Below are 12,744 nucleotides of genomic sequence, written 5' to 3'. Positions count from 1 at the left end.
TTTCCTAAACCGAAGCCTTTGCTTCGGTTTTGTTTAATTGAGTGTGAATCATGAAAGCATTATCTAAATTAAAAGCAGAACCAGGAATTTGGATGACTGATGCGCCAAAGCCTGAAGTTGGCCATAACGATCTGCTTATTAAAATCCGCAAAACAGCAATTTGTGGAACAGATGTCCATATTTATAAATGGGATGAGTGGGCACAAAATACAATCCCAACGCCAATGGTCGTTGGCCACGAATATGTAGGTGAAGTGGTTGATATGGGCCTAGAAGTACGTGGTTTCCAAGTGGGTGACCGTGTATCGGGCGAAGGGCATATTACCTGTGGTCACTGTCGTAACTGTCGTGCTGGCCGTGTACATTTATGCCGTAACACCACAGGTGTTGGTGTTAATCGCGAAGGTGCATTTGCTGAATACCTTGTGATCCCCGCTTTCAACGCATTTAAAATTCCAGATAACATTCCTGATGAGTTAGCATCAATCTTTGACCCATTCGGTAATGCAGTACACACAGCGTTATCGTTTGATTTAGTTGGTGAAGACGTATTAATCACAGGTGCTGGCCCAATTGGTATCATGGCAGCAGCGGTTGCTAAACACGTTGGTGCACGTCATGTGGTTATCACTGACGTAAATGAATACCGCTTAGATTTAGCGCGTAAAATGGGCGCTACTCGTGCTGTAAATGTGGCAACTGAAAAGCTTGAAGATGTAATGAAAGAGCTTGGCATGACAGAAGGCTTTGATATTGGCCTTGAAATGTCGGGTGTGCCAGTTGCATTTAACAGCATGCTTAATAACATGAATCACGGTGGCAAAATCGCTATGCTAGGTATTCCACCTTCAGATATGGCGGTTGATTGGAACCAAGTTATTTTCAAAGGCTTAATTATCAAAGGTATTTACGGCCGTGAAATGTTTGAAACTTGGTATAAAATGGCAAGCTTAATTCAATCAGGCCTTGATCTGAAACCAATTATTACTCACCAGTTCTCTGTGGATGATTTCCAAGAGGGCTTTGATACAATGATTTCAGGCCAATCTGGTAAAGTAATCCTTAACTGGGATTAGTGCCGTTTATAGTGATAAGGCGGCATATTGCCGCCTTTTTAGTTTAGAGAGTATTATGTCATACAAACATATTTCAGTAAGCGACACGTTTGCGCTTTTAGATAAAGAAGACGTTGTGATTGCCGATATTCGTGATCCTAACTCGTTTCAAACGGGGCACATTCCTGGCTCTGAGCATTTATCAAATGCTAATATTAGCGAATTTATGATGAATAAAGAGTTCGATCAGCCAATCATTATTGTTTGCTATCATGGTGTAAGTTCTCAAGGTGCTGCGAGCTACTTAGTTGAGCAGGGCTTTGAAGATGTTTACAGCATGGATGGAGGCTTTACAGCTTGGCAAACACAACTTCCGGAGCATATTGAACGATGATTGAACTGGGCAGCATAAATAATCCTCGCGCGGCGCAGGGATTTATTGACTATATTAAAAGCAAAGGCTTACAGGGTGAGCTTCGCTCTGAAGATGGTAAAACCGTCATTATTTGTGTTGCTCCAGAGCATTTTCATCAAGCTCAGCCATTATGGCAAGAGTTTGCGGCAAATCCACACGATGAAAAGTATCTGCAAGCCTCTTGGCAAGTGGGGAGCACACAGTCATCACTTTCTTATCAAGGTCAGTCGCTCAACCTAAAAGCGCGTTTTAAAGCATTAAGCTGGCTCAATCGCACTGTTACGTTAGTATCAATAGCGATTTTTGTGGCTTTTTTACTCGGTGGTTTTGATACCATTTATCGGATGCTACAGTTTAATCCTGCGCAACCGCTTAGTTGGTTTACACCAGCAATCGTGCATTTTAGTGCTATCCATTTAATTTTTAATTTAATTTGGTGGATGACACTAGGTAATGACATTGAAAAGCGCAGTGGAAAGTTAACCTTAGTCGGCTTATTTTTAGTGACCGCATTTATCAGTAACTGGGCTCAGTTTTTATTGGTTGGGCCTAATTTTGGTGGCTTGAGTGGCGTTGTCTACGGTTTGCTAGGCTTTTGTTGGATATACAGTGTAATGAGGCCAACAGAGCCGCCTTTAGTCAGCAAGAGTATTGTTGGCTTTATGCTTGTTTGGCTGATTTTAGGCTTTGTTGAAATGTTACCTGTCAATATGGCTAACTGGGCGCATCTTGCGGGGCTTTTATCAGGTATGGCTTATGCTGTATCAGATAAGTTACTTTCGCGCCGTTAAAGTAATCTGTGACGGCGTTTGCCGTCACTTGTTATGGCTAGTGATATAAGTATTTAGTGAACAACACTTCACGCACTATTTCTTGTCCAGTCTCTTGTTTTAAAAGTGTTTTTAACTTTTCAGTACAGCGTTTTCTAATTTCTTCTCGACCGGTAAGCGACTTGATATTCTCTTCTGGCTCTTTAGAAAGAATTTCAACAATCGCATCACGCAGCAAAGGGGTATGATGTTCTACGACACGGATATCTGACATGTCATTGAGCATAAGATCGACCGTAATACGTACATAACCAAGCTTTTTGTTACCTTGGCCAATATAATTGGTAATTATGTCTGGCTCAAAACCAAAATAACCGACTTTTGACTCGGCATGTGCCGAAAAACTAATTGTTGCATTAACTGCTAATAGGCATATCAAATAAATTGATAATAACGATTTTTTCATAGTTAAAAATAGTCCACCCTTTCAATGGTTTTTAGTCTATACCCAAACTTACTAGAGATACAGGTTGTTGTAAGAATTTTAACTGTTATTGAGATTAAATGATGGCTTTTGCCAAACGTTTTGCAGTGATATCATTTGCGCGGTTTCTTAAAATACTGAGTTGTTGTGACTAAATTCCCAATATCATTAGTTGCTGATTGGCAATCGGCATCAGCCTATCCACATTTAACGCAGCAGCAACAAAGCTGGTTGCTTGAAGCGGGCTCATTGACCGCTAAGCTCAAAAGTCATTGCCAACAGTTTTCTGTTCACGTGCTCAATGAAGCACCTTTTGACTTAACCTCAGAGCAGCAAGCACTATTAAATACATCTTTAAGTCACGCATTAAACCGCGAAGTATTATTACTTTGTGATAACAAGCCTATGGTATATGCGCAAAGTTGGCTGCCAGCAGATGATACCCTAAAAAAGCAGCAATTGTTAAGTATGGGTACAAGACCTTTAGGCGATGTTATTTTCCAAGATCCCAGTCTTTTACGCACCGAAATTGAAGTGGCTGAATTTTCAGAGCAACACCAACTAGGTTCTCTTATAAATGAATTAGGTTTAGAACCGCAGATGTTATGGGGTAGACGCAGTGTGTTTTCGCTAGCTCGTGCGCATTTTTTAGTTGCTGAAGTCTTCTTGCCTGGAGCCTATATTTACTTATGAAATTAGCTGCATTACACGTCGCACACATTCCTTACTATAAGCAATTGATGCGTACCGATAAACCAATAGGGACTTTGTTATTGCTTTGGCCAACATATTGGGCACTTTGGCTTGCCAATCAAGGCGCCCCGAGTTTGCTAAATTTTGTCGTATTTAGCTTAGGGGTCTTTGTAATGCGCAGTGCCGGTTGTGTGATTAATGATTACGCAGACCGTAAAATTGATGGCTCAGTAAAACGCACAGCACAGCGCCCATTGGCTGCGGGGTTAGTTTCAAGTGGTGAGGCTCTGAGTTTATTTGTGCTGCTTATCACAGTGGCATTTGGCTTAGTGTTAATTCTCGGATGGTCAACGATATTGCTGTCGTTTGGCGCACTAGCCTTGGCATTTTGCTATCCGTTTATGAAGCGTTATACCCAGTTACCCCAAGTCGTGCTTGGGGCGGCATTTAGTTGGGCTATCCCAATGGCTTATATGGCCTCGATTGGTTCAGTTCCTGTAGAAGCATGGCTTTTATTTATTGCTAACCTTGTTTGGACTGTGGCTTATGACACCATGTATGCCATGGTTGATAGAGATGATGATTTGAAAATAGGTGTTAAATCAACGGCTATTTTGTTTGCGAGTTATGATAGGCAGATTATCTTTTTACTTAATGCCTTGTTTATAGCGATTCTTGCTTATATAGGCCTTAGTAACCAACTCGGTCTGTATTATTGGCTTGGATTAGCTGCTGGAGTTGGTTTTTTACTTTATCAACAAAAACTGATTCATAATCGAGAGCGAGATCCTTGTTTTAAAGCTTTTTTAAATAATCACTATGTGGGTTTAGTGATATTTATAGGCTTAATAGCTTCCTTGCCATTGCCATTTTAACGGGGCATTATCTCGGCGGATCTATAATTCCGCTGATCGAGGCATTTTTTCTAAACCAGCCTGCAATCGAGTAGCGAACATCTTCTGCTGGTAATACTTCGTGCATGAAGCGTTCGCTTTCAAACATCACAAGTGTGCCTGCTTGTGGTTTTACAATGACCTCAATATCTTTGCTTTTAGGCTTATATATGATCAGTTCACCACCTGAATCGGGTGTATTTAAATAACAGACGGTTGTAAAAATACGGTTTGAACGACCCTTAAAGGCATCATAATGTTTTTTATAAAAGTCACCTTGTTGATATTTTGCATAATGACATTCATAGTCAAACAGCCCTAAGAAAAAACTGCGGTTTAACTGTGTCTTTATCGCTTCCATGGTCGCAAGATAAGTAATTTGTGCTTGGCTTGAACTATCAAACCAAAAGGTCTTATCTTTACGGATGGTTTTATCAACTTGTTGATCGTTCAAACGGCCAATCCCCGCAGTATGAAAATGCGGATTTATACGATAACAATCTGCAATTAAATCAGTTAGTAAGTTTTCATCAATTGCGTTTTCAACAATAGCATAACCGGTTTGTTCTATTGCGTCTAAATAAGTGTTTGAAATAAGTTGCGCGGTCATTCATGTGCACAATCAAAAAAAGGTGCGTAAGTGTATCTGAAAAAAAGAATCATGCACGCTTTTTATGCAGTATGTTGATGATTAAGTGAAGAAGGGAGCTAGCCTTTGTTTGCAAGGCTAGCTTAAATGTATGCGTTAGTTGTGACTAGATAACGCTGTCTTTTCAATTAAATCTAATAAATGACTAATGTGCGAGTTTTCATTAACCTGCTCATTCGTTTGAATAACTAATTGTTCATGAGCGATCCCTTTATTTGTTTTCAATAAAAGTAGCTCAGGGTCAGAAGAAACACTGTTAGCATGTTCAATGCTTGCAATGGCAATATGATCTGACTTTTTAAGGCCATCCATCACTTGTTCAATGCTACCAACTTTAATGCTTGATGATTTATTGAATGAGTCAACTGCTTCGGTAAGCATCGTCTGAACTTGCTTCGACTGTGCAAAACAACTGTACATTGGGTAGTCAGCCAAATCACGTTTACTAATATCGCTCTTATTAGCAAGCGGGTGATCTTTTGAAACAAATAAGATAAGTTGGTCTGGTAAGTGGATGTCGCTGCCAATACTATTCATTGCCTGCGAGCACACGCTTATGTCTATTTCACCCAGTTGCAATTTACGAATGAGTTCGCCTTGCTCTTGTAGTTGCATTTCAATTTTGACATGTGGGTACTGAGCTAAAAATTGCCCACAAGAAACAGGTACAACAGTACTCGCTTTAGTCGTGTAACCAATGACAAGCTTTTCGTTTACGCAGCCATTTAATGATTCAAATAAACGTTTCTTCGTTTCTTCTAAATTATTAAGCGTTTGTTGCGCGTATTCTAGGAAAAGCTCACCCTCTTTGGTTAGTTTAACCGAACGTGTAGAGCGGGTGACAAGCTCATAGCCGATTTCATCTTCGAGTGTTTGAATACTGCGAGTTAATGCTGAAGTACTAATTTGGGTTTTTTCTGCAGCTTGGCGGAAATGCCTGAGCACGCCTAGTGCAACGAATTGTTCAAGTTGTTCAAATCTCACTTTAAATAGTCCCTTGTTATAAGTAAGCCCTTACATCCAGGCAAAATAATTATACTTTACGATGGCATAGTAAATTATAGTACCTATTTTGGAAAGTGTTGTTTTACCGAAAAGTTACACTAATCAGGGTATCGGTCTTTAATCTCTAGGAAAAGTGTTAAATTTTCAAGTAATATATCGACTAAAGTTGGATCAAAATGTTTCCCGCGTTGCTCTTTTATTAATGTTAATGCGTCTTCTAATGGCCACGCTTTTTTATAGCAGCGATCGCTGCATAGCGCATCGAATACATCGGCAATAGCGGTAATACGGCCGACAATATGAATATTACTCCCTGCTAAACCTTGAGGATAACCTGTACCATCCCACTTTTCATGATGTTGATGAGAGATTGTTGCACCACAATTTAAAATCTCATTACTTGAATTTTTTAGTATTTCATAGCCGATTTGAGCGTGACTTTTCATTATCTCCCATTCTTGCTCATCTAATTTGCCAGGTTTATTTAGGATATTGTCAGGAATGCTTATTTTTCCTATGTCGTGCAATGGGGAGGCAAGTTTAATAATTTCACACTGAAATGGATCTAACTGAGAGAGTTTTGCTAAGAGTTCACTGTAAAGTGCGACACGCTTTACGTGTGAGCCTGTTTCTTTTGAGCGTTTTTCAACTGCTTCACCCAAGATATACGATAACTCTTTTTGTGAATCTTTTACCATCTCGCGTAGTTTTAGGTTGTCATAAGCCAGTGCTATATTGTTTGCATAAAACTCAAGAAGCTGATGATCTGTTGGCTGAAGCTTTGTGCCTTTGTGCACGTATAGCATGGTTTCAAGGCCAGCTTTAGTTGGAAAATACCCTATATAGTCAGTACTTGTTTTTAATGAAGACTTACGATCATGGGCATCTATAAATAAGCTTTTTACTTCATCAGGAATTGTGCTTTGTTTTGGCGTTGGACCCACGCCAGATGCGGCGAGCAATTGGAAATCAGTGGCGGGGGATGATTGCAAGTTGACGGCGGCAGCGCAGTATATTTGGGCATCATTTATACCCATCACGTTGGTGACATGACTTAAAATTGTTGATGCAAACTCACGAACACTCTCGCATTTTAAAAAGTTTGCCGAAGCATTAATTATTTGCTCAAGACCATGTTTATGACGGTCAATGATCTGAATGTCGCGATGCGCTCTCAGGGCAGAATAAAGTAATGTTTTGATTTTTATTGCAGTGAGCTCTGTTTTGTTCTTATAGTCGTTTATGTCGTAATCACGAATAATAGATTCCTCAGGTGCTTCACCAGGTTGTCCTGTTCTTAATATTAGGCGAATATCGTGATTATCAATGTCATCACGTATATATTGAATTAAATCAAGCCCTGCATGATTGGTTTCCATAACAACATCAACCAAAGCCACTGAGAAGGGGATGTCCTTTTTTAAAAACTCTTTGGCTTCGGCTGCCGAATAGGCATCGTAAAAGCGCAATCCTTTCCCTTCAAAGGTGAAACCTGCAAGCACAAGCTTAGTGACCTGATGGATATCTTCTTCGTCGTCAACAACAAGAATGTGCCAATATTCAGGCTCTTCAGTTTGTATATTACTTTCTTCTAATGGTTCATCAGAAAACAAAAAGTCATCCACGCACGTACCACTTATTGTTATTTCTCGTAACAATAAGTATAGAAGCAGAAATTTACTCTGCCTTATCTGAAAGTGGTTTTTTTTCGATATTCTGAAGTTCGATTTCGATTGCATCGCACGAAATGTGGATTTCATACAAGGACGTTAATAACGATAAAGCGAGACTAGCAAGGCTTATCCCAAATAGCACAATGCCTGTGGTATTAAACTCAATAAATAAAGCAAACATAGAAAGTGTACACATAAAAAATGAAGCTACACCATATACTTGCATCACTCTAATTAATTTAATTCGCTTTCTAAGGTTTTCGATTTGTGCAACAACTAAAGGACGAATGCTGTCACCTTCACGTGCGTTAAGCTCACGAATTAACTGAGCAAGTACTAAAAAGCGATTCGTATATGCTAGCAACAAAAGAGAAATTGCAGGGAAGAGTAGTCCAGGGGTTGTAAGTGTCATTAAGCCGCCTTTAAATATGGGTTGCACAAAGGTCAATAGCTAGAGTAGCTTAGGTTTAAAGTCGTGCAAAGTAAAAGAGAATCAATTTGCAAAAAAATAATTTAAATCAAGATAATACTGGTGATTCATTTACTTGGGTGGGGATTTTTAGGGCTGAGAACGCCTTGCAAGCTAACATAATTAAAGGACTGTTAGAAAGCGCAGGAATTCAATGTGAGCTGCAAGGCGAAATGTTACAAGGCGCTCTCGGCGAGATCCCATTTGAGCAAACGGGAGTCGAAGTACGAGTTTATGCGATAAAAGAGCGCCAGGCGCGCGAAATATTGATAAACTACCAGCAAGTGAAACAATCTGCTCCTGACTGGGTTTGCCCAACATGTAGCGAGCTTAATGGGTCAACGTTTGAAATATGTTGGTCTTGTGGGACTGTAAAGAATGACGAAAGCGAATAATTTTCAACGTATTAGAGAATTAAACTATTTACAAAAGGCGGTTTTAGGTGGCGCATTGCTTGAGCGTATGTTGCCTAACTATGCCCTATTTAGCGAAGCCACGGGGTTTGGTGACGGATCCGTGTTTCGTAGTGCGTTAAGTGTGTGTTGGGAGAAAATTTTACTACCCAAAAGTAAAATTAGTCTTGAGAAGCAAATTGAGAAAATTGAGCCTAATGTACCTGAATTAAATGATTTTGATATGTTTGGCGTATACCCAGCGATTGATACGGCAACTGCATTGCTTGGAATGCTGCATGGTTTAATGGCAAAAGATGAACAAGAATTTCTAAACATCAGTAAAATTTCTCAGGCCTCAGTCGCACGTTATATTGAGTATCAACTGACCGTCGATGGTGAGTTGGCTGATAACAAGGCCGTACGTGAGCACCCTTTAATGCAATATGAAATTGATGTGCTTGCTGAACTTATTGATTTTGTAGAGCAAATGGGCCGAATTACCTCAGAAAACGTTAAAGAGCTTAAGCAGCTTGCAGTATCTGACGGCCAAACCAATATTGGTATTGCAATTTAATGTTCAGTAATGCGTATTTTCGCTGTAAAATGCGCGTTTGTTTTTTATTGGCGGAGTAATTGATGCGAATTTTAGGTATTGAATCATCATGTGATGAAACAGGTATTGCCATTTACGATGATGAACAAGGCTTATTAGCACATCAACTATACAGCCAAGTCAAAGTGCATGCAGACTATGGCGGTGTAGTGCCAGAACTTGCATCACGAGACCATGTACGCAAAACCTTACCGTTAATTGATGCGGCGTTTGCACAAGCGGGTTGCGGCCCAGAAGATTTAGATGGCATTGCTTATACGGCAGGCCCAGGCCTTGTGGGGGCTTTACTTGTGGGCACCTCGATTGGCCGTTCACTAGCCTATGGCTGGAACATCCCCGCTGTGGCTGTTCACCATATGGAGGGTCATTTACTTGCCCCTATGCTTGAAGAAGAGCAGCCTGAATTTCCGTTTATTGCGCTGCTTGTCTCGGGCGGTCATACTATGATGGTTAAAGTGTCAGGTATTGGTGAGTACGAAGTATTAGGTGAGTCGGTGGATGATGCGGCGGGTGAAGCGTTTGACAAAACCGCTAAATTATTAGGTCTTGATTACCCTGGCGGCCCTCGTCTAGCAAAACTTGCGGAGCAAGGTACACCAGAGCGATTTGTATTCCCACGCCCGATGACAGATAAACCAGGTTTAGACTTTAGCTTTAGTGGTTTGAAAACCGCAGCATCAATTGCGATTCGTGATAATGATGATGACGAGCAAACTAAAGCTGACATCGCACATGCATTCCAAACAGCCGTTATTGATACGCTTATCATTAAATGTAAACGTGCATTAAAACAAACAGGCATTAAGCGTTTAGTGATTGCAGGTGGTGTAAGTGCCAATGTTCAACTACGTTCGCAGCTAGAACGTGTAATGCAAGGTATGAAAGGGCGCGTGTATTACCCGCGCACAGAGTTTTGTACAGATAATGGCGCAATGATCGCTTATGCCGGTATGCAGCGCTTAAAAGCAGGGCAATTTGCAAGCCTTGATATGAAAACTAAGCCGCGCTGGCCAATCGATTCACTTGAGCCGTTATAAGGCTTATTCATTTTCTGGGGCTTTTTTCTTAGCCCCAACTTTTGGCTCATCACCACACATTAAACGCGTCATGTTCGCTCTGTGGCGAAAAATAATTAATACCGTTAAAAATGTGACTGGTAATGTATAAAGTGGCTTTATCCACCATGTGTAAAGAGGCGCAAGAGAGACGGTTACTAATGCCGCGAGTGATGAATAACGTGTAATTGCAATAATTAGTAGCCAAGTTGTGATTAGCATCCCACCTAAAGATAAGCCTATAGGAAGCAAGGTACCAAAAGCAGTGGCAACGGCTTTTCCGCCTTTAAAGCCAAAAAATAATGGATACATGTGACCTAGGCATGCTGCAACACCGATGAGACCGAGCATCAGAGGCTCTATGTTTAAAAAGTAAGCGCCCCAAACTGGGATCGTTCCTTTTAATATGTCAAACACAAGCACTAATGCAGCGGGTAACTTTCCACCGAGGCGGTAAACGTTGGTCGCTCCAGGGTTATTCGATCCATGACTGCGTGGGTCTGGTAGCATAAATAGCCGAGAAACAAGGATAGCGGACGAAACCGATCCTAGTAAATAGGCTAAAACTAACATTAAAACTGCTAACACGCGCTTCCTTATTTTTTAATCGGCACTTTTGGGCTATCATTGGCGGCAAAACCGTCTGCCGCTATTTTTCGATTAGATTGTTACAAAAAAATACTAACAATCTATCCGTCATTGTAGGGGTAATTTCAATATATTAAAACATTATGACAGCTTATAAAGCGTATTATTAAGATCAATAGGCGCATAAGGTTGTTTTACCTTACATATTTATGTCATTTGGAGTCTTAATGGACAAGGTATATATATCACAACTGCACGTAGACACCATCATCGGTGTATATGATTTTGAAAAAGAAAGTAAACAAAGCTTATATTTTGACATTGAAATGCTTTGTGATATCTCAGCCGCTGCAGCAACCGATGATATAAACCTTGCGCTTGATTATGCAAAAGTGAGTGAGCGTGTCATTGAACATACAACGGCGAAGCCTGTTGAGTTGCTTGAAACCTTAGTTGAGCAATTAGCTGCACTTATTCTTACTGAATTTGCCACCAACCAAGTGACTATTCGTGTCAGTAAACCAGCCGCTGTGCCACAAGCGCAAACGGTGGGCGTTGAGATCACCCGCCGTAAGGTGAGCTAATAATGGCGCAAATATTTATTAGTCTAGGTTCTAATGTCAATAAAGAGCATTATCTTCGCCAAGCGCTCATAGCCTTGAAACCTTACTTCCCCGATTTTGTACACTCATCAGTTTATGAGAGTGAAGCGGTTGGTTTTGCAGGGAGTAATTTTTATAATTCAGTGGTTGCGGCCAAAACGGATATGCCTCTTGAGAAGTTGTGCAAATTATTGAAACAAATTGAGCTTGATAATGGTCGTACCCGTGCAGATAAAAAGTTTAGCCCGCGTACACTCGATTTAGACTTACTTTTTTATGATGATGTTATATGCGATTATCCTGCACAATTACCGCGAGATGAAATTACAAAAAATGCTTTTGTGCTTCAGCCTTTAGCAGAAATAGCTCCCGATTTTTTTCACCCCGTAGCGAAGCTAACCCTGTCTCAGCTATGGGATAATTATGATAACCCGCAACAAAAACTATGGAAGGTGGAGTTTACTAACCCATGAGTATTATTGAGATAATTGTTTTAGCTTTAATTCAAGGACTGACTGAGTTTTTACCTATTTCTAGCTCAGCGCATTTAATTCTTCCGTCGCAGATTCTCGGGTGGCAAGACCAAGGTTTAGCATTTGATGTGGCTGTTCACGTTGGAACCTTAGGTGCAGTTGTTTTGTACTTTAGAAAAGAAGTGGTCGATATTCTTGGTGCTTGGTTTAAATCGTTTGGCTCACAAGGTGCAACCGATGATAGTAAGCTAGGCTGGTGGATCATAGTAGGCACGATACCTGCCGCTATTCTTGGGCTTATTTTTAAAGATTTAATAGAGCTTTACCTACGTAGTGCATGGGTGATCGCGGTAACGACTATTTTATTTGGCTTATTACTTTGGTATGCCGATGCAAAAGGTAAGCAAACCAAAACGATTTACCAACTGAACTGGAAATCTGCACTGATGATCGGCATGGCACAGGCGATGGCTATGATCCCAGGCACATCACGGTCAGGTATTACTATGACCGCAGGTTTAATGCTGGGTATGAATAAGCAAAGTGCCGCGCGCTTTTCATTTTTATTGGCCATTCCTGTTATTTTAATGATGGGACTATATTATACAATAGAGTTGGCTTTAGGCGATCATATCGTTGAGTGGAATACCTTGATGCTTGGTGCTGGCTTATCTTTTATATCTGCGTATGCCTGTATTTTCTTTTTCTTAAAAGTGATTGAGCGTATGGGGATGATGCCATTTGTTATCTATCGTTTACTACTTGGTGTCGGTTTGTTTGCATTTTTAATGCTGTAGGTAGAGATTCAGCTTGATTAGAAAAGCACCTCAAATTGAGGTGTTTTTTTATGTTGGTTATTTGGCAAAAGTCTATTGCCGTGTAGTAATGGTAAGTAAAGCTTATATTTGGCAT

17 protein-coding genes are annotated in these 12,744 nt (G+C 40.5%); 11 read left to right on the top strand and 6 right to left on the bottom strand.

Annotation, left to right across the window (positions count from 1 at the left end; translation table 11 throughout):
• Positions 1 to 50 precede the first annotated feature (50 nt).
• Genes tdh through glpG form a run of 3 tightly spaced genes read left to right on the top strand, consistent with a single transcriptional unit; the run spans position 51 to position 2,261 of the window.
• Positions 51 to 1,076, top strand: coding sequence for an L-threonine 3-dehydrogenase (gene tdh / locus L0Z67_RS13925; RefSeq protein WP_405128146.1), 1,026 nt, complete (start codon positions 51 to 53; stop codon positions 1,074 to 1,076).
• A gap of 55 nt (positions 1,077 to 1,131) precedes the next feature.
• Positions 1,132 to 1,449: a thiosulfate sulfurtransferase GlpE gene (gene glpE / locus L0Z67_RS13920; RefSeq protein ID WP_130149478.1), complete on the top strand. Its 318-nt coding sequence runs from the start codon at positions 1,132 to 1,134 to the stop codon at positions 1,447 to 1,449.
• Positions 1,446 to 2,261, top strand: a complete 816-nt coding sequence (glpG, locus tag L0Z67_RS13915; protein ID WP_062568720.1) for a rhomboid family intramembrane serine protease GlpG — start codon at positions 1,446 to 1,448, stop codon at positions 2,259 to 2,261. The genes glpE and glpG overlap by 4 nt, the downstream gene beginning before the upstream one ends.
• 37 nt (positions 2,262 to 2,298) lie before the next feature.
• On the opposite strand, the gene L0Z67_RS13910 is transcribed toward glpG, so the two are convergent.
• Positions 2,299 to 2,706 carry a flagellar basal body-associated protein FliL gene (locus L0Z67_RS13910; RefSeq protein WP_062568721.1) on the bottom strand — a complete coding sequence of 136 codons (408 nt, stop codon included), beginning with the start codon at positions 2,704 to 2,706 and terminating at the stop codon, positions 2,299 to 2,301.
• A gap of 165 nt (positions 2,707 to 2,871) precedes the next feature.
• Here L0Z67_RS13910 and L0Z67_RS13905 point away from each other — a divergent pair, with 165 nt between their 5' ends.
• On the top strand, positions 2,872 to 3,417 hold the full coding sequence (locus L0Z67_RS13905) for a chorismate lyase (RefSeq protein ID WP_062568722.1): 546 nt from the start codon (positions 2,872 to 2,874) through the stop codon (positions 3,415 to 3,417).
• The gene (gene ubiA / locus L0Z67_RS13900) at positions 3,414 to 4,292 is read left to right on the top strand and encodes a 4-hydroxybenzoate octaprenyltransferase (RefSeq protein ID WP_405128145.1); all 879 of its coding nucleotides are present in this window, start codon (positions 3,414 to 3,416) and stop codon (positions 4,290 to 4,292) included. Before L0Z67_RS13905 ends, ubiA begins: the two co-directional genes overlap by 4 nt.
• Positions 4,293 to 4,299: 7 nt before the next feature.
• On the opposite strand, the gene L0Z67_RS13895 is transcribed toward ubiA, so the two are convergent.
• The 4 genes from L0Z67_RS13895 to L0Z67_RS13880 form a co-directional block, all read right to left on the bottom strand.
• Complete coding sequence (locus tag L0Z67_RS13895) at positions 4,300 to 4,920, bottom strand: 2OG-Fe(II) oxygenase (protein WP_062568724.1); 621 nt, start codon at positions 4,918 to 4,920, stop codon at positions 4,300 to 4,302.
• 135 nt (positions 4,921 to 5,055) lie between these two features.
• A complete protein-coding gene (locus tag L0Z67_RS13890; RefSeq protein ID WP_062568725.1) occupies positions 5,056 to 5,943 on the bottom strand; it encodes a LysR family transcriptional regulator in 888 nt (295 codons plus the stop codon).
• Positions 5,944 to 6,062: 119 nt separating this feature from the next.
• Complete coding sequence (locus tag L0Z67_RS13885; RefSeq protein WP_237114427.1) at positions 6,063 to 7,589, bottom strand: DUF3369 domain-containing protein; 1,527 nt, start codon at positions 7,587 to 7,589, stop codon at positions 6,063 to 6,065.
• Positions 7,590 to 7,641: 52 nt separating this feature from the next.
• The gene (locus L0Z67_RS13880) at positions 7,642 to 8,049 is read right to left on the bottom strand and encodes a DUF2721 domain-containing protein (RefSeq protein ID WP_062568727.1); all 408 of its coding nucleotides are present in this window, start codon (positions 8,047 to 8,049) and stop codon (positions 7,642 to 7,644) included.
• A gap of 86 nt (positions 8,050 to 8,135) precedes the next feature.
• Between L0Z67_RS13880 and L0Z67_RS13875 the strand changes: the two genes are divergently transcribed.
• From L0Z67_RS13875 to tsaD, 3 genes are all read left to right on the top strand, one after another.
• Entirely contained in the window at positions 8,136 to 8,501 is a 366-nt protein-coding gene (locus L0Z67_RS13875) for a DUF2007 domain-containing protein (RefSeq protein WP_062568728.1), read from the top strand.
• On the top strand, positions 8,485 to 9,075 hold the full coding sequence (locus L0Z67_RS13870; RefSeq protein WP_062568729.1) for a YjaG family protein: 591 nt from the start codon (positions 8,485 to 8,487) through the stop codon (positions 9,073 to 9,075). The genes L0Z67_RS13875 and L0Z67_RS13870 overlap by 17 nt, the downstream gene beginning before the upstream one ends.
• Before the next feature lie 62 nt (positions 9,076 to 9,137).
• Entirely contained in the window at positions 9,138 to 10,151 is a 1,014-nt protein-coding gene (tsaD, locus tag L0Z67_RS13865) for a tRNA (adenosine(37)-N6)-threonylcarbamoyltransferase complex transferase subunit TsaD (RefSeq protein ID WP_062568730.1), read from the top strand.
• Positions 10,152 to 10,154: 3 nt separating this feature from the next.
• On the opposite strand, the gene plsY is transcribed toward tsaD, so the two are convergent.
• Entirely contained in the window at positions 10,155 to 10,757 is a 603-nt protein-coding gene (gene plsY / locus L0Z67_RS13860) for a glycerol-3-phosphate 1-O-acyltransferase PlsY (protein ID WP_237127192.1), read from the bottom strand.
• Positions 10,758 to 10,984: 227 nt separating this feature from the next.
• On the opposite strand from plsY, the gene folB reads away from it, so the two are divergent.
• Genes folB through L0Z67_RS13845 form a run of 3 tightly spaced genes read left to right on the top strand, consistent with a single transcriptional unit; the run spans position 10,985 to position 12,629 of the window.
• The gene (folB, locus tag L0Z67_RS13855) at positions 10,985 to 11,341 is read left to right on the top strand and encodes a dihydroneopterin aldolase (protein ID WP_062568732.1); all 357 of its coding nucleotides are present in this window, start codon (positions 10,985 to 10,987) and stop codon (positions 11,339 to 11,341) included.
• A gap of 2 nt (positions 11,342 to 11,343) precedes the next feature.
• The gene (gene folK, locus L0Z67_RS13850) at positions 11,344 to 11,832 is read left to right on the top strand and encodes a 2-amino-4-hydroxy-6-hydroxymethyldihydropteridine diphosphokinase (RefSeq protein WP_062568733.1); all 489 of its coding nucleotides are present in this window, start codon (positions 11,344 to 11,346) and stop codon (positions 11,830 to 11,832) included.
• Positions 11,829 to 12,629: an undecaprenyl-diphosphate phosphatase gene (locus L0Z67_RS13845; RefSeq protein ID WP_062568734.1), complete on the top strand. Its 801-nt coding sequence runs from the start codon at positions 11,829 to 11,831 to the stop codon at positions 12,627 to 12,629. The genes folK and L0Z67_RS13845 overlap by 4 nt, the downstream gene beginning before the upstream one ends.
• The last annotated feature ends 115 nt before the right edge of the window (positions 12,630 to 12,744 follow it).

The sequence above is a fragment of the Pseudoalteromonas sp. PB2-1 genome, assembly GCF_045040605.1.
In the GTDB taxonomy this organism is placed as follows: domain Bacteria; phylum Pseudomonadota; class Gammaproteobacteria; order Enterobacterales; family Alteromonadaceae; genus Pseudoalteromonas; species Pseudoalteromonas arabiensis.
Note: the sequence above shows the minus strand (reverse complement) of the source record. Positions and strands in the feature narration are given on the sequence as shown.